Source organism: Mongoliitalea sp. (genome assembly GCF_054166905.1).
In genome coordinates this window covers 55,269-72,470 of the sequence record NZ_JBSZCK010000023.1, presented here as the reverse complement: position 1 = coordinate 72,470, position 17,202 = coordinate 55,269, and the positions used below count along the sequence as shown (strand labels likewise).

At 40.0% G+C, this 17,202-nt stretch carries 12 protein-coding genes; 1 reads left to right on the top strand and 11 read right to left on the bottom strand.

What is annotated here, in order from left to right:
- Positions 1-22: 22 nt before the first annotated feature.
- The 8 genes from ACXIUD_RS07460 to ACXIUD_RS07425 all read right to left on the bottom strand — a co-directional run bounded on the left by ACXIUD_RS07460 (position 23) and on the right by ACXIUD_RS07425 (position 9,138).
- The gene (locus ACXIUD_RS07460) at positions 23-445 is read right to left on the bottom strand and encodes a DsrE family protein (RefSeq protein WP_458051999.1); all 423 of its coding nucleotides are present in this window, start codon (positions 443-445) and stop codon (positions 23-25) included.
- 50 nt (positions 446-495) lie between these two features.
- Positions 496-2,916 (bottom strand): TonB-dependent receptor domain-containing protein, encoded by a 2,421-nt coding sequence (locus ACXIUD_RS07455; protein WP_458051998.1) that lies wholly within the window; start codon positions 2,914-2,916, stop codon positions 496-498.
- Between the two features lie 68 nt (positions 2,917-2,984).
- The gene (locus tag ACXIUD_RS07450) at positions 2,985-3,899 is read right to left on the bottom strand and encodes a glycosyltransferase family 2 protein (protein ID WP_458051997.1); all 915 of its coding nucleotides are present in this window, start codon (positions 3,897-3,899) and stop codon (positions 2,985-2,987) included.
- An 857-nt stretch (positions 3,900-4,756) separates the two neighbouring features.
- Entirely contained in the window at positions 4,757-6,019 is a 1,263-nt protein-coding gene (locus ACXIUD_RS07445) for an FAD-dependent oxidoreductase (protein WP_458051996.1), read from the bottom strand.
- A gap of 150 nt (positions 6,020-6,169) precedes the next feature.
- On the bottom strand, positions 6,170-6,700 hold the full coding sequence (locus ACXIUD_RS07440) for a hypothetical protein (RefSeq protein WP_458051995.1): 531 nt from the start codon (positions 6,698-6,700) through the stop codon (positions 6,170-6,172).
- A gap of 11 nt (positions 6,701-6,711) precedes the next feature.
- On the bottom strand, positions 6,712-7,188 hold the full coding sequence (locus ACXIUD_RS07435) for a nucleoside deaminase (protein WP_458051994.1): 477 nt from the start codon (positions 7,186-7,188) through the stop codon (positions 6,712-6,714).
- A gap of 142 nt (positions 7,189-7,330) precedes the next feature.
- Complete coding sequence (locus ACXIUD_RS07430) at positions 7,331-8,068, bottom strand: LytR/AlgR family response regulator transcription factor (RefSeq protein WP_458051993.1); 738 nt, start codon at positions 8,066-8,068, stop codon at positions 7,331-7,333.
- Entirely contained in the window at positions 8,065-9,138 is a 1,074-nt protein-coding gene (locus ACXIUD_RS07425) for a sensor histidine kinase (RefSeq protein ID WP_458051992.1), read from the bottom strand. Before ACXIUD_RS07425 ends, ACXIUD_RS07430 begins: the two co-directional genes overlap by 4 nt.
- Positions 9,139-9,382: 244 nt before the next feature.
- Here ACXIUD_RS07425 and ACXIUD_RS07420 point away from each other — a divergent pair, with 244 nt between their 5' ends.
- Complete coding sequence (locus tag ACXIUD_RS07420; RefSeq protein ID WP_458051991.1) at positions 9,383-11,890, top strand: TonB-dependent receptor domain-containing protein; 2,508 nt, start codon at positions 9,383-9,385, stop codon at positions 11,888-11,890.
- 56 nt (positions 11,891-11,946) lie between these two features.
- Here ACXIUD_RS07420 and ACXIUD_RS07415 read toward each other — a convergent pair whose 3' ends face one another.
- The 3 genes from ACXIUD_RS07415 to ACXIUD_RS07405 are packed head-to-tail and all read right to left on the bottom strand — an operon-like array spanning position 11,947 to position 16,689.
- Positions 11,947-13,635 (bottom strand): potassium channel family protein, encoded by a 1,689-nt coding sequence (locus ACXIUD_RS07415; protein ID WP_458051990.1) that lies wholly within the window; start codon positions 13,633-13,635, stop codon positions 11,947-11,949.
- 43 nt (positions 13,636-13,678) lie between these two features.
- On the bottom strand, positions 13,679-15,943 hold the full coding sequence (locus ACXIUD_RS07410; protein WP_458051989.1) for a lipid-A-disaccharide synthase N-terminal domain-containing protein: 2,265 nt from the start codon (positions 15,941-15,943) through the stop codon (positions 13,679-13,681).
- Complete coding sequence (locus tag ACXIUD_RS07405; protein ID WP_458051988.1) at positions 15,940-16,689, bottom strand: glycosyltransferase family 2 protein; 750 nt, start codon at positions 16,687-16,689, stop codon at positions 15,940-15,942. Before ACXIUD_RS07405 ends, ACXIUD_RS07410 begins: the two co-directional genes overlap by 4 nt.
- Positions 16,690-17,202: the final 513 nt, after the last annotated feature.

Sequence of the window (17,202 nt, the reverse complement as noted above, 5' to 3'; positions counted from 1 at the left end):
TACGCATTTTTAAATAAAAGTACTAAATACCTGCCTTAATGTAGATCCAACCTTGCTCTTGCTTTATGACTATTTCCAAAACACCTGCTTGAACAAAACCTGACAGCTCCAAGAATTCCCCCTTTTCCAGTTTTCGTTGGGAAAGTGTATTCTCACAGACCATAAATTCAACACCTTTCTCTACCAATGCTGCAATCCTGTCAGTATAAAGATTAGTTGACTTCCGCATCAAATCTATCCCCATCCCATGAGTAACCACTTCTATCTGCGCATTGGGAGCAGCCCTCAAGACATTTTCCAGTTGCCTCAAAAACTTCTCATGTACATCTACATTTCCATCCGTTAATTGAAAGATGATTTTGTGTGGAGCCTCTGACACCACCTGAGCCATTGATAGCATGGTAATATGAATGAGGAATATGGATACTAGCAGGATCTTTTTCATAACCTTAAAAATAAAAAATTATCCATCAATCCAACGTGCGCTGAGTCACCCTAGAAATCAATATTGATACTTAAAACAAAATTCCTGCCCGGAGCTGCAATACCAGAGCTGTAAGTTCTATACCTGACATCGGTCAAATTCTCCAAACCTGCATTTATCGTCACCCATGGAGGAAATCTGTATTGTGCCTTGAAATTAAGCGTGGCCCATGAAGGGCTAAATGGCCTCCCTAATGCATCTACTGCATATAATTCAGGTTTGGCACGCTCTTCCAAAGGTAATTGCTCAAAGGTAAAAGAACCAGCATACTCCGCAAATAGCTGCAAGCGAAGGTTTTTTCGCTGATAATCCAAGCGGGTAAGACCAAAGGTTGGTGGGGCATGCCTGCTAGGACTCCGCTCGCCGTCCTCCATTTCTTCAATCCCTCGCTGAATATTCAGTTTTGAATGCAAGGTAAAACTCTTGGACACTTTATACTCTAGACCCACCTGCAGGCCTTGTATTTGCACAAATGCAGCGTTTTGCAAACTTAAAACCTGACTCAATGTGCCATCATAGAAGATACTATCCTGACCATTAAACTGACTCATTCTTCTAACCAATGCATTATTGAGATAGGTATAGTATGCCGTTACATCAAATAAAACCCGATCTTTTATCACCTTACCAATATTGACCTCCGCATTGTAGGCATCCTCCGCCTGTAAAGCAGGGTTCGGAACCAATACAGCACCTGGCTCAGAATCGAAAAATTTTCCGATATCATCCACATTGGGAGCTCTAAAACCTTTGGATACATTGGCATGCATTACCCAACCTTCTGCTGAAGAAAAGACATAACCCAAACTCCCTATAAATGCAGAATTTTGTAAAGATGTTTGCTCAAAAGGAAGGGGGTAAAAGGGAAGATTATTTGTAAAATCAGCATTTAAGGCAAAAATATTGTAACGCAGACCACCTTGAATAAGGGAATTTTTAGTGAGCTGAATATGAGAAGTCAGATAAGCTGCACCGGAACTCCATGTCGCATTCGGGTATCTGGCAGGGCCTACTCCCTTGATTCCTGTATCTATATTCACATCTGTCCCCTCTGAGCGCACATCATTCAGAACCCCCTCTAGTCCATAAAATAACTGTACAGCTTTAGAAACAGTCTTGGTCAAATCCACATTTAAGGAATAAGCATCTACTCGCTCTTCCCGTTCTCTTCGGATAGAACTTCTAAAATTCCGATCAATCCTGCTCTCTTCAAATCGCTGGTAGGCTAAATTGATGGATAATTGATCATACAATGAAGAGGTGGTGTTCGAATGTTGCACATTGAAATGATGCATGGCCCATATTTGAGGACCGTACATCCACTCAGCACTCTGAGGCAAACCATTGGATCGCAAGCGAATCAAGCGATCATATCGCGGAAAATTACTGGTCTCGGAAAAATGAAACGCATATTGAAAATTCCATCCACTATCCGTTCTCAATGCCAATTTTTGCATGAAATTGCTCTGCTGATATCCTGACGGGATTTGTATCAAGGGATTAGCATTCTCTACGATAACATCTTGCCCTTGGACTCTTTCGACAAGTGTTGGCCTTAGAAACTCTTCAGGACCTCGGGTTCCCATCCGTGAATCCCCAAAATTATATCTTGAAAAACTGCTGACTCCAGCCCAACGATTGTTTCCATAACGAAGATGCACATGACCCGTTTGCTCCTTATTGGCAGTATTCCCTCGCAAACTTACATTCCCATCTACTTTAAACTGTTTATTCTCCTGAAAAACAGGTTTCAAGGTCTCAAAACTCATCACAGCACCGATGGCATCTGATCCGTAAATAATAGAGCCAGGCCCGAAAAAGACTTCCGTATTTTCAATAGCAAATGGATCTAATGAAATGACATTATGTAAATTTCCACTTCGAAATATGGCAGTGTTCATCCTCACTCCATCTACGGCATAGAGCAATCGGTTGGTAGAAAACCCTCTGATCATGGGACTTCCTCCACCCTGTTGGCTTTTTTGGATAAATACATCCCCCGAAATATTCAATAAATCCGCAGCAGTTTGAGGATTGAGAAACAATTGCTCCTCCTTAGAAATTTGACTGATTTTATTGGGTACTTGCTGCCGCGATTGTGTCCAACGAGTAGCAGAAACCACCGCTCGCTGCAGCGTGAGTTCACTTACCTGCATGGCTACAGTAAAATCCCTTTCTAAAAGCTCATCCCAACTGAGTTGCTTCAATTGATAGCCAAACAGTCTGAATCGAACGTTTTCATTTTTCCCACCCAAAAGACTGATATCAGCCTTCCCCTCCGAATCGGTTTGAACGGAATTTTGACTAGAACCTAAAGAAATCAAAACAAACTCCAACCCTTGTTTGGTCTGTGCATCATAAACCCATACCACCTGAGCCCGAACAGGCAGCAAAAAAACAAAGAAAAACACAAGGAATCCAAGTAACTTCATCAGCGCAATAATCTTCTGTAAATGTAATAGATTGCCTAACTGCTTAAAAATACTTTTGATGAATGGAACTATGAATCATTTTGACCTTTTTTAAAAGACTTCCTGATAGCTCGAGCCCTGCTCAAATCTTCAAAAAACCATCTTTTTATTTTTTCATATTCCTGATCATATTGATCACCATATTTTTTAACTATTTTCTTTCTAGTAGAGAGTAACTGATGTAAGCCTACCATCCAAGCAATTGGAAATGGCTTTCTGATGTCAACCAACTGATGAAGCGGAAAAGAACGTAATTTGATGGGCAAATAGGCATCTTTTCTTCGAGGTTTTCTATCATGAATCATAGAGGTACTTTTTTCAATTCCGATACCATACCCAAAATACTGCACCCGGGCTGCAAAATTATTGTCTTCGCCATAGTGATAAAAAATAGGATCGAAAAATCCTACTTTCTTGACTACTTCTACACTCATAAACCAAGCAGCTGCACCTACAAAACGTACTGCCAAAGGTCCAAAGATCGTAGGGTTATTTAAAGCTATCAACAAATCTTCTGATGAAGGATTATAATTTTTTTTCACCTGATTGTGAAACACTCCATCTAGTTCTTGTCCATTGGGCTTCAATTGGATGGGACTCAGGATACCAAAGGAATTGGAGGACATATACGAGTTCAATAGTTTCTCAATACAATCTTTTTGAATGTAAGCATCTTGATTTAACAGGAAAATGTGGCTATAGTTGGAATCAATAGCTAATTGCATCCCCAAATTATTGGCAGCTCCAAAACCTACATTTACTTCTGATTCAATAAGTTGTACTTGCGGGAAAATTGTACGGATAATCGAAACTGTATCATCAGTCGAGCGATTATCAACTATCATAATATCTGATTTCACCGTATTGTCTTCAATCTGCTTCAGACACCTTTCTATCCATTGCGCCCCATTATAGGTAACTATAAGCGTGAGAATTTTTTCCACCAAGATTTTTTTAGGTAAAGGTACCAAGCGGTGGGCGTTATTTCAACTTATCTTGGAGAAATGAGGGTGTGGACTGACTGGCAGTAGTGGAGTGAGCAGTTGGCAGTGAACAGTGAACAATGTAGAATTAGGAATGAAGAATGAGGAATGACTGTGGGCTGACGGGTAGTGGTAGAGTTGGCAGTGGGCAGTGAACAGTGGTTCTGCTGTTTGAGATTTGCAATCTAGGTCGGTAGATAAATGGGGATTTGAAATCCCCTGAGGGAATTAGATTTTTGTAATGATTTCTTGGTTAATTTTCTCAGAGAAGCAGGTATCAATAGCCGTGGGATTTATCCCCCGGCATTGGAGTGAGCAGTGGGCAGTGAGCAGTGGTGAGAAATGTAGAATGAGGAATGAAGAATTAGGAATGACAGTGGACTGACTGGCAGTCGTAGAGTGAGCAGTTCAGTTGGCAGTGAGCATGTCATTGCCGAAGATCCTGACCTCGAAGAGGTCACATGTTTATAGCTCAATTATTTGCAAGTAGAGACATTCGACTCCGAACGGAGTCGCACCTGTCCCAAGACGTATTGTAACTATAAATAGTTGATCCCGCTGGGATTGGAGGCTTTGTTTAAGCATTGAAGAATTATAAAACTTTTCCAAAGTTTAAAACTTTGGAAAAGTTCATCCCTATAAAGAAATTTCAAGACGTGACACTGTGTTCTGGACTCTTGGTTCTTGTCTCTTGATTCTTGGTTCTTGCCTCTTGTTTCTCGTCTCTCGCTTCTCGTCTCTCGCTTCTCGTCTCCTGCTTGCAACAGCCAAGCCTCGCTACTTGGTACCTGGTACTTGGTACATCCTACAATACACCCCTACGCTCTTCCCTTCAACATTCCTTCCCAATACATAATGGGCAGAACATGCTTTTTCAATAGCCACATGCTGTATTGCTCCTTGGTAGTGTCAACAAATTTGGAGATCAAGGGATCTGAGTCACGGACGTTATTATATTTAAATTCTGCCAGGACCATCTTACTATAACCCGTCACCAATGGGCAGGATGAATATCCTTCGTACTTCAAGTCTGCAATCGCATTGGTACGAATCAAATGGATGAGATTACCCACCACTACGGGAGCTTGTTTTCTGACAGCTGCCCCTGTTTTAGCAGTTGGCAATGCAGCTACATCCCCCAAGGAAAATACATTTGAAAAACGCTTATGCTGCAAGGTATTGATATCTACATCCACCCAGCCTTTATTTGGGCCCTCTTGCATGGAAACTGAGGAGTTTCTAACAAAATCAGGTGCTTGCTGAGGAGGAGCGATATGTAACATATCAAACTTCATGACAATCTCGGAATCACCTACCAAACTTTCACCTAAAGCAGGGACAATGGTATCCGCACATTGAGCAATGTTTTCATGGGTATATTTGAAAGTAATCTCCTGCTTTTCTGCATCTATCTTGATAGGAGCATAATGTGGCTTAAACAGAATATCACGATCGATAATGATCTTATTCAAAGTCTTCGCAAACTCCTTAACTCCAAAAATCACGGTACCGGGAGTGGCAAATACTACATTTGTTTTTTCGCGAACACTCGCCTTACGGAAGTACTCCTCGGCTAAATACATGATTTTTTGAGGGGCTCCACCACACTTGATAGGGGTTGTTGGTTGGGTAAATACTGCATTTCCTCCTTTAAAATTCTTCAATACTTCCCAGGTATGTTCAGGATCTGTATAATTGCTGCAAACCACTCCTTTTCCCAGTGCTTCTTTTAATCCCGGGATCATTTCAGGTGCCATGATCAAACCCGGCGCAAGTACCAAGTAATCGTAGGTAATTTCTCCATTAGTTGCTGTCATTACAGTATTCTTTTCGGGAGTCAGGCTAACAGCCTTATCTTTAATCCAAGTAACTCCTTTGGGAATATAATTCGCTTCGGAGCGCTCTGTATCCTTGAAATTATAAGTCCCCGCACCTACGAGCGTCCACGCAGGTTGGTAATAATGCTTGTCAGAAGGTTCAAGAATAGCAACTTGTAAGTCTTTTGCTTTTCTACGCAATTGGGCAGCAACAGTGATTCCGGCTGTACCTCCCCCAATAATTAAAATTTGATAGTGGCTCATGGAGTTATTGTTTGATTGATGGTTTAAAAATACCCTCTTCCATCATCAAAATCGGTGATATTCATCACAAAAAAAAGGCTGCTTCCAAAGGCTCTTTTTTTCAAAATTTACCTCAGAAACAGCCCAAAATGGGTTCTTCAATTAAGCAACTTACATTACTGGCGCGTCTATCATAATATCCAAATCCACCAACTCTGGCTCAATCTCTAACATTACAGGGGCTTCATCCTCTGATATCACTCCTCTATCGATCAATTCAGCAATCATATCAATCTGTATACCGAGCTCCACACCTTCTGCATGACCTGATTTAAATTGAGCTAATAAATCTTCATCACTTACTTCTGCGTAGCGAGCTTTTCTAGCCTCTTTGATTTTTTGCTTCTTTTCATCGAGCAATTGCAACTTACGATCTTCCATTCTTTTGTTAAGCTCCTCTAAATACTCAGCAGAAAAGGTCCCTGTGTAAAATGGAGACTCTTCTAATGGAATTTTCTCTACAGTGCCGTCTGTGTGCACCACAGTAAATTCTTCAATATCCTCCAAGATATATTCATCCCCTGTTTCTACATCTACAATTTTATCAGCCTCAAAAACAAATCGCTGTTCCATACTTTTCTCGCCTGCGCATGCAGCCAAAAAAGAGGCGATCAAAACTCCAACAATCCATAGCTTTTTCATAATTTCTAATTTTAATAAAGTGTTTTATCTGATTTACTTTTCCATTCCTCAAATACCTCCCAGGCCTCCCCATTCATCAGTTGTTCAAAAGGAATCTTGCGTTGTTCTAAAGGCAACTCCAATTCCTGGTAAATAAATTGATCATCAAAATCGATGCGCGCTGCATCAACTTTGGTGTTTGCGTAATAGACTTTTGCTGGTCTAGCCCAATAAATCGCCCCTAAGCACATGGGGCAGGGCTCGCAGGAAGTATATAAAATACATCCGTCTAATTGAAAATGACCCAGATTATTGCAGGCATCGCGAATGGCAACTACCTCTGCATGAGCAGTGGGGTCATTGCTACTGGATACTGCATTGGAACCTTTGCCGACTACTTTCCCATCTTTGACGATGACACATCCAAATGGTCCGCCTACCCCTGACTGCATCCCTTCTCGGGACAAGTCAATAGCCATTTTCATAAATTTTTGATGTTCTGAATGCATAGTTGAGATTTACAGTATATATATACGGGAAAACGAACAGATTTGTTCCAAATTTCCGATTGTTCTCAGCCTGAATCCAGTATGTTTTCAGAATATTCTACTTATTTGAATCCTAAAAAAACCCGTTTATTTCAAAATAAGTTTATTTCATCCACTTTTCGATAAATTTCAAAAACCCTTCCTTGTAATGTTCACTTACTGCCAAGTGCGCATCACCCACCTGCAACATGTTTTTACTGATGGCATCTATATGATTGACATTCACGATATATGAGCGATGAACTCGAAGAAAATCATTTGCCGGAAGCAACTCTTCCATGTTCTTCATACTTGTCAGAGAAAGTATGGGGTTTGGTTTGGACTTTAGGTGGACTTTGACGTAATCCTTGTAAGCCTCCACATATAGAATATCTGACAACATCACCTTCACCAATTGGTATTCCACTTTTAAAAAAATGAAATCTGAAGCGGTTACCCCTGAACTTACCACCTGTTCCAAGCCCTGTTTTTCGTAAAATTCATAAGCCTTTGTAGTGGCCTTTAAAAACTCCTCGTAGCTAAAAGGCTTCAACAAATAATCAAGTGCATCCACCTTATACCCTTCAATTGCAAACTGATTATAAGCCGTAGTAAAAACAATTTTAGGCTTTTTTCTACCCTGCTTACCATCAATGATTCGAGCTAATTCCATCCCTGACAAATCCGGCATTTGAATATCCAAAAAAATCAGATCCACTTCCTGAGCATTGATAAACTGTAAGGCTTCAATGGCATTGTCAAAACGGCCCAACAGCTCCAAAAAGGAGGTTTGATCTATGAATTTACAGACCAAGTCCAAGGCCAAAGGCTCATCATCTACCGCTATACAAGAGATTTTCATGAGAGATCCAGGGTTAGTTCAATTTCATAGAGCGAATTTTTCAAATCCTCACGTATCTGAAGTGTAAATTTACCAGGATACAACAAATCCAACCGTCGTTTGGTATTTGCCAATCCAATACCACTAGCTTTCGCTTCTGGAGAATCCTCCGCTATTTTCACAATGGTATTTTTTGTTACTAAGGAAAGCGTATGTTTTTCCTTTTTTAAATAGATTGAAATAGGACTATCCTGTTGGGAGCTTATACCATGTTTGAAACAGTTTTCAATAAATGGTAAGAGAATCATCGGGGCAATCTCTGCCTCCTCCACCCGTTCTGGAATTTGTACATCTAATTGTACTTTGCTCGTCAAGCGCAAGCGCATCAACTCCAAAAAGTCTTTGATAAAATCAAGTTCTTTACTAAGCAAAGTATGATTTTTCTCTGTCTCATACAGCACATAGCGCATCATCCTGCTCAACTTTAACAAAGCTGTCTTCGCCTTTTCAATGTCAATATTAGCAAGGGAGTAGATATTATTTAGTGTATTGAAGAAAAAATGGGGGTTGATCTGCGCTTTCAGGTACAGCAGTTCGGAATTGGTTTTTTCTTGCTCCAACTCCAATCGGAATTTTTCATCGGATTGCCATTTTAAAATCGTCGCTACACTAGTACTGATACCGGCAGACATGAAGAAAACCAATAAATTGGATACGTCATAATAATAATTCCGCGGCCTTGGTGTATAAGGAATATTCGGCCTAAAAACCTGATGCATCAGCTCCTGCATACCAAACAGTTCATCGTATACAATCAAAATGAGTATGTAAATTATCCCTGCTACGAAATTGTAAATTAAGAATTTAGCAATCTGATTTTTAAATAAGAACTCTTGGGTTAAGTAAAAATAATTCAGGTAAAAAACCCCAATCAACATTGCAAACATGATCATTTGTTTGACCCAATAAGGAGAAGGGAATGTCAGCCCTGAGGAAATCGGAAAAAGCAGGAATAAAATAAATCCTACCAAGGCCCATATCAGAATATGTACAAGTAGGGATATATTTCTTTTGAAGGTTATTGTTTGCATATGTTCACTGTCAATCGAATGTAAAGAAAAATATTATTTTAAACAATACCCATTCTAATCTACCAAACAGGGCAACTCACCGACCAAACAGGACTTTTAAAGGATAAAATTCTGATTGTAAGCTTAGATTTGATTTCATCTGACGAAAACCCAAACTCGTCGAGACATTTCCCAGCCCTGTCTAGTTCGTTTTTTTTTGAATCCTGTCTTTTCTTCCTTTGTTGCCGTAAACTATCCACGAAAAATGAAAACGCTAAACCAACTATTGATTGTATTCCTTCTTCTTCCTGCATTAGTTATCCAACAGGCACAAGCGCAGACGACGGAAACAGCTAAGCCAGTATATCAAATACTTGGAAAGATTTTTGAAAAAGATAAGGACGAACCTATTCCTTATGCAGCTGTATCTTTAATTGATGCCACTACTGATCAAACAGTAGCTGGAGCAGTGGCAGGATTTGATGGGGAATTCATCTTGGCCAACTTTGGAGATGGCACCTATAAAATCCAGATATCATTTATGGGTTTTCAGTCTTACAGTTCTCAGCCTATCACCATTAGTGAAACAAATTTCCGAGTAGATTTAGGGAAAATCCACTTAGAAACAGAAGCAGTTGCTTTGCAAGAAGTCACCGTAACGGGACAGCGTGATTTATTTGAAGAAAAAGTTGACCGAACCATCTATAATGCCGAAAATGACAAAACCTTAATCGGTGGTGATGCTACGGATGTCATGAGAAGAGTGCCTATGCTATCAGTGGATATGGATGGCAATGTTTCTATGAGAGGAAGTAGCAATATCTTGGTATTGATTAACGGTAAACAATCTGCAATTGTGGCTAGCAACGTTGCTGATGCGTTAAAGCAAATTCCAGCTGAAGAAATCAAATCCATTGAAGTCATTACTTCTCCATCTGCGAAATATGACGCAGAAGGTACAGGTGGTGTTATCAATATCGTGACTAAAAAGAACAATCTTCAAGGTGCCACTTTAAATATCAACTCCAGTGCAGGTCTTCGTGGAAGTAACTTGGGTTTGAACGCGAGTTTGAAAAGGGGTAAAATGGGCTGGACCTTGGGAGGTTTTGGTAGAGCAGGATATAATATCCGTGGTTTTTTTGATAACCAACAGACTGTGACCAATGCAGATGGTACTGCTTTGCAAATCAATCAGTATGCCGATACGCGTAGCAACATGATTTTCGGCAGATACAACCTTGGATGGGATTATGAGTTGGATAAATTCAATTTCTTGACAGCATCGGTGAGTTTGGGCTTGAGAAATATGCAAAACTGGCAAGATGGATTGTCTACAGAAACCTTCTTTGAGGAAACATTGGTCAGTTCTCTTTTGAGAAATGTAAGCGTCAACAATCTTTCTAACAATGTTGATGTAAACTTCAACTATACCAAAACCTATGAAAAGCCTTTGAAGGAATTTTCCATCTCCGGATTGTACAGTCAAAACAACCTGACCAATGATTTCATCAACAGTCTTTACAACGGTACTTTTGATGATATCCTAAGCCGAGTAAAAAATAATAACCTTGGCGTCAATCAGGAATACACCATCCAATTAGATTATGTAACGCCGATTGCAAACAGCAAAAACAAAATTTTGGAATATGGTGCGAAAAACATTTTGAGAAGAGCTACCAGTGATTTTGCTTACTTCACTGCAACAGGTTCTGATGGGGAATTTGTGGAGATTGATGATGTAGCCTTTTCCAACGAATTCACCTACGATCAAAATGTAACCGCTGCTTATGCATCTTACACTACTAATTTCCTGAAAAAATACTCCTTCAAAGGTGGGTTGCGTTATGAATATACTACTATCAGTGCGGACTTCAGAAATTCAGAAATCGAAGCAGACATTCCTTCCTACGGAGTCATTGTACCAAGTGTCAACTTGAGCAGAAGGTTGGAAAATGGCAGAATGATTAAAGCTGCTTACAATAAGCGTGTACAGAGACCTTCCCTCAACTTCTTGAACCCCAATATCAATGCCGCCAACCCTCAGCAGATTTCCCAGGGTAATCCATTATTGGATCCAGAATTGACGGATAATTACGAACTTTCTTACAGTACTTTCAGCAAAGGAACCACCATTAATTTCACCACCTTTTTCAGAAATACCACAGGCTCCATTCAGCCCGTAAGAACAGTACAGGAAGATGACATCATCTTTACTACCTTCGAAAATATCGGCCGTGAAAAAGCATACGGTTTGAGCATTTTCTCCAATATCACCCTTTCGGATAAATTCTCCTTGAATGGTAGTGTGGACGGATACTATGCACGCTTAAATAATGGTTTGGATGATCCATTGTATGCTGCTGCCAACGATGGATTTGTATTCTCAGGAAGGATCTTCGCCAATTACTCCTTACCAAACAACTGGCAATTACAGTCTTTTGCATTTATGCGGGGCAGACAGGTGCAGTTACAAGGAACAGCTGGTGCTTTCGGGATTTACAGCCTAAATATCAACAAACAATTTAACGAAAAGAGAGGAAGCATTGGATTCGGTGCTGAAAACTTCTTCACACCAGTTTTCAGAATCAACAATGAGTTGATTACTCCAAACATCATGCAGCAAAGTACCATAGGCATGCGTAACATGAACTTTAAAGTAAACTTCAATTATAGATTAGGGAAATTAACGATGGAACCTAGCCGAAGAAAAAGAAGAGGCGTTACCAACGACGACTTGAAAGGCGGAGGCGAAGGTAACGAAAACATGAACTAACATAGATTGATAATTTGAAAAGCTGCTGGAATTTTTTCGGCAGTTTTTTTTTATGATCAAACCTTGTATTCGTTAAAAAACTTATTCTCTGCTTCTACGGTACCGATCAATACCATTTCTGTCCCTTCCTCTAAGATACAGGTAGGTTCAGGATTGACCTCCATCCCTCCTGCTCTTTTCAAAGCAATCACCGTACATCCTGTTTCTTTTCGGATATCACTTTCTGCGATGGTTTTACCTGCCAATGCTTCCGGAACCTTGATTTTAATCAAATCCAAGCCTTCAGCCACCATCAAGGTATCGCTTCGATTCAATAAGTTCAAAATATTATTGGAGCCCATGGATGCATAAGAAAGCACAAAATCTGCTCCTGCCCGATGAATAGTACTTAAGTTACGGTCATAAGTAGCACGTGTAATCACCTGAATGTCGGGACGCAGTTTCCGGCAATAGATCGTCAGATAAGTATTGACATCATCTTCATGGGTGGAAACAATCACGCAGGGGGCTTCTTGAATACCCGCTCTGCACAAGGTTTCATAATCTGCAGCATCCCCATAGATGTATTTACCTGTATCCTTTATTCTTTCCGGAACCTTCTCTACGATTCTATAATCCAGACCTCTCGCCGCTAAAGCTCTGCCAGTAGCCCTACCAACTCTTCCTCCTCCAATAATTACCAACGGTGCGGTTGTAGGCTTTTTGACACAATAGTTTTTATTGTAGTTCTCTATCTGCTCCTCTGTTCCTGCCAAGACCAACACCGTATGTTCTTCGATCAAAGTTTCCGGGAAAGCAGTCTCAAAATACCCTCTTTCCCAAATTCCTAATACGCTTACACCGACTTGTTCTCTCAATTGTGTTTCCCGCAGCTGCTTACCTACTAATTGAGATCCCTTTACAGAAGCTTCTGCTATGTGTAAATCTTCAAATTTCCCAATAATCTGTGCAGAGGCATCTCCCCCACTCGCCCTTCTAGCCAAAAATATTCCCATATTTTCTCCTAGACGCAATACGTGATTACATCCCGCTAATTCGAGGATATCCTCTGAGGCTTCAAAATTACAGGTAGAAATGATGGGGACTTTTGGGCTTACCTCCCTAACGGTAAAGGCAACCGAGGTATTCGTCACATCGGTAGTGGTAGTAGCTACCAATAAGGCATCATTGACACGGGCATTTATGTAGGTTTTGGGGTCATCCAATTCCCCCAGCATAACATCCACATCCATTTCACGTAATTTCAACCCCTCTTCAAAAGTTTTGACCAGTAGCACATATGGCACACTGATGCGTTTGAGCTTTTTAATCAAAGCTTGAGTAACGGGATCATAATTTGTTAATATCACATGCCCAGAAATCTCTTCTTCCAAGACTTTTGGCACTCTAGATTGTTCCTGAGCCTTCATCCAAGGAGAATAAAAAAAGTTGATAAAGGTGAAAGGAAATAAGATCAATAAAAATAGCATCCCTGTCAACAGGACAAACACACTGTAAGTCCTACCAAGGTCAGTTTCAAACGTAATATCTCCGAACCCTAGGGTGGACATCACCGTCAAAGTCCAATAAAGTCCAGTTAGAATAGAATACTCTCTTCCTTCCAGATACATCAAGTAGTGAAAAGAGGCAGTAAAAATGGCTATAATCAAAAATAGCAGGAGTGTAAACTTCAGCAAGAGTTTTAGATTTCTCCGCTCAGGCTTATTTTTGATCAGGTAGCTGATTTGAGTTAAGAGGATTTTCATACGTTACAAGCACATATTAGCAAATGTATATGTAAGTGCCAAATTATTGATTCTTTGAATACAAGAGTACCCATTTCCCAAATTCCACTTTCTCGGATAATTGAGCCGTTGGAAATTTTTCAGGAAACTTTTCCAATTGGTTTTTACGTACCATCAAAATCGCGTTTCCATTATCTCGTTGAAGTAACCATTCGGGCACTTCTTGCAAATTGATCAAATTTTCTTTCCAAGTATCCGTACGTTCAAATTGGGTTTCCCGATTCAAACTTTCATCACCATCGTAAAGTGAAATGATATTTTTATCGGTTAAAAAGGCCATAGAAGGCATGCGCTTATTATAAATCAGCAAGTCTTTCTTTTCCGGTAATTCCTCTTGGATGAAACGAGCAATCGGTTTTTGATCATTGACCAAATCAGCATTCGCTCCAAAAAAGTAGGTGGAAGCTGCCGTGATCCCCATGACAAATAAATAGGCTCCAAAAACCGACCGGTCTGCTACTTTAAATGGAATCACCCGAATTGAAATCAAGACAGAGGCAGTGATGATCAACAAGAAATAAAACTTGTAACTCAACACTAACTTCGGCTCAATCAAAGGACTAAAGGCTAATCCCAACAAAATCAATACTTGAAAAGCAAACAGGATTCTATCCCATTTCTTTTGAGTTTGCCGAGAAAGACCTAACCAAATAGCTACCGCCAATAAAGCAATCCCAGGATAGACCGGAAGGATGTACAGAATTAATTTTGATTTGCTGATGGAGAAAAAAATCAAGGGAATAATCGTCCAAGCCAACAACCAAAACTGTATAGATTTTTTATCCTGAAAGAGCTCCTTCATCTTTGAAAAAACTATCAAGATCCAAGGAAAAGCTGTTCCCAAAACAATCGCTCCATAAAACCAAAATGGCTGACTTCGGCTAAAAGTATCAGTAGCAAAGCGCTGTACGGTATGTTTGAAAACGAAGTAATCCAAAAACTGTGGGTCTTCCAGGTATAGTAACACAAACCAAGAAAAACCTATTCCAATGAACATCAAGGAACCCAACAAATGCCAAGATAATCCCAAATCACCCTTTCTTCCCTGAAACCTCCCTACTACTAGTAAAATTATAGGAACGATGAGTACCACAGGACCTTTGGTTAAGAATCCTAAACCTAGCATCCAATAGAATCCCAAAAGCTGGCCAACTTGACCACTTTTAAGATATTTCAACCAAAACCAAACTGCGCCAAGCACAAACACCGCTAAATAGGCATCCGTCGTCAATGCCCGACCCCCAATAATAAATGCAGGGAAAGACGCATAGAGCATTGCCGCTAAGAATGCTTTTTTATCAGTTTGTAACAAAATCTTACCAATTTTGTAGACCAACCAAATTTGAAGCAACAAGGCTACTTGCAGGAAAAATCTTGCAGACCAAGAAGAAACTCCAAATATCTTGTAAGCCACAGCGGTGATCCAATAGGTCATCGGAGGTTTGTGATAATGGTAAATCCCCATCAAGGTTGGGTGCATATAGTCCCCTGATTCCACCATTTCCATAGGGATTAGTGCGTAACGAGCTTCCGAACTTTCCGTTACCTCCCAATTGCCTAGATTAAAAAACAACACCGCTGCGGTAAAAAGGATTAATGCCGGTAATCGATAGACTTTAAATTTCCGAAGAAAATCTATCGAACGTTCAAGCTTTGCTGCATGGTGTAACATCAGATTTCTACCATAGACAAAAAGACCAAATGCCTGCCCAATGAACAGCACCGCATCTTTCCTGAAAATTGCATATACAGCAATGATGCTTGCCCCTACCAAACTGATGTACCAAAAAGATACCGGAAAAGCGGACTCCTGTTTCTTTTCTGAATACAGCCATTGAACCACGAATCGAGAGGTAAAAATCAGCTGTCCCAAGGTACCCCAAGTCAACAACAAGCCCTCAATCTCAGGATTATCCAACAACTTGTCCCAATTGTAATCCATACCAAAGACCAAAAACACCCCCATCAACACCGGAAGTAAGATGGCTGTCCAGCGTGCCCATGCGGGGAATACTTCCCAATCCCCTTTTAATTGGAGGTTGCGGATGTAGATTAAATATCCAACCATTTGTCCTCCCACTATCACCAAATCGGATCTAAAAAAACCATAAACCATCAGGAGCAGGGAAGCCAATAAGCTCAACTGCCAGAATAAGCTGGGAGAAACAACCCTGTTTTCTTTTTCAGACTTTAATAGCTGTACGATGAATCGGGCAGAAAATAACCCCTGAGCCAAGAGTCCTAAGCCAATAACCAAGAAATTACTCATTCTCCTGAAATTAATGGTTTTTGGGATGAAGCAATCGTATAGGTGATTGCTCGTTTCTTTAATCGATGTACCAATAAGGTATCTAAAAGTGGCTGAACGATTCTATTGAAGGCATTAAATTTGGATACCCCTGCTTGTCGCGGAAAATGCTGTACCGGCAATACCTTAACTTGCCCCCCATAAATCTGCGTAAGGGCCGGAAAAAACCGGTGCACACCATTAAAGTAGGGCAATTTCAATGCAAAATCCCGCTGAAAAATTTTCAACGGACAGCCTGTATCCTTCATTCCATCTTGTAAAAAGCTATTGCGAAACCAGTTGGCAAAATTGGAAGAAAAGCGCTTTCCCCATCCATCCTGCCGGTTTTGCCGTTCTCCAGTCACCAATTCATGTGTACCAACAAACGCTTCAAAGTTACAGAAATCCAGCGGTGTGGTTTGTAAATCCGCATCCATGTAGCCTACATAATGGCTTTCAGCATGATCGAAGCCAGCTTTGATCGCAGCACTCAGACCTCTATTCTGTTTAAATGAAATAAACCCAAATCTGGAATCCATTGTACATACCTGTTTAATCAATTCTAAACTCTGATCGGAAGAGCCGTCATTGACGAATAGAGCCAGTACCTCCAAGGAGGATTTTTCCATATACTGACTCAAGGCTTCTTGTATTCTAAAAATATTACCTTCTTCGTTGTAGACAGGTATGATGATGGTTAAGGCTTTACGCATAGTCTGGGAACGCATACACAAAAGTAAGTAAATTTAAAGCAAGGCCTATATTTTTTGTTAAAATACGTGAATAGGAAATAAGATTTGGATTTAATGGGACAATAACCTGTTTGCACCAAATAAAAACAATTTGGGATTCAGAAAGGTACGCTGTATTTACAATTTTTGTACGTTTTAATAATAGTGGTTAATTTTTGAACCTATATTCTATAAAAAAACTCAATCAGCCTGTTTTTTGGTTAAAATTCAATGCATAAAAAAAGGAGTCTTTGCAAAAGACTCCAGGTTTGGGTTGAATTGTAACTGACTATAGCCATATAAACTTTGGTGATTTCTTGGTTAATCGTATTTTTTAAGCACCAAAATTTTCTAAACCTAACAAAAACATAACAAAAGACCATAAAACTTTCAATAAATTTTCCCCAGAGTCATTCAATTTCTCATTTCGTTAACAAATTATTACCTTGGGCATACTTAAAAGTGCATTTACTTGTGACTTAAAAGTTTTTTTTCGAAAAAAAATTCGGA

Coding starts and splice junctions, on each gene's coding strand:
- ACXIUD_RS07460 (WP_458051999.1), bottom strand. CDS start 445: ATGAAAAAGATCCTGCTAGTATCCATATTCCTCATTCATATTACCATG.
- ACXIUD_RS07455 (WP_458051998.1), bottom strand. CDS start 2,916: ATGAAGTTACTTGGATTCCTTGTGTTTTTCTTTGTTTTTTTGCTGCCT.
- ACXIUD_RS07445 (WP_458051996.1), bottom strand. CDS start 6,019: ATGAGCCACTATCAAATTTTAATTATTGGGGGAGGTACAGCCGGAATC.
- ACXIUD_RS07440 (WP_458051995.1), bottom strand. CDS start 6,700: ATGAAAAAGCTATGGATTGTTGGAGTTTTGATCGCCTCTTTTTTGGCT.
- ACXIUD_RS07435 (WP_458051994.1), bottom strand. CDS start 7,188: ATGCATTCAGAACATCAAAAATTTATGAAAATGGCTATTGACTTGTCC.
- ACXIUD_RS07430 (WP_458051993.1), bottom strand. CDS start 8,068: ATGAAAATCTCTTGTATAGCGGTAGATGATGAGCCTTTGGCCTTGGAC.
- ACXIUD_RS07425 (WP_458051992.1), bottom strand. CDS start 9,138: ATGCAAACAATAACCTTCAAAAGAAATATATCCCTACTTGTACATATT.
- ACXIUD_RS07420 (WP_458051991.1), top strand. CDS start 9,383: ATGAAAACGCTAAACCAACTATTGATTGTATTCCTTCTTCTTCCTGCA.
- ACXIUD_RS07415 (WP_458051990.1), bottom strand. CDS start 13,635: ATGAAAATCCTCTTAACTCAAATCAGCTACCTGATCAAAAATAAGCCT.
- ACXIUD_RS07410 (WP_458051989.1), bottom strand. CDS start 15,943: ATGAGTAATTTCTTGGTTATTGGCTTAGGACTCTTGGCTCAGGGGTTA.
- ACXIUD_RS07405 (WP_458051988.1), bottom strand. CDS start 16,689: ATGCGTTCCCAGACTATGCGTAAAGCCTTAACCATCATCATACCTGTC.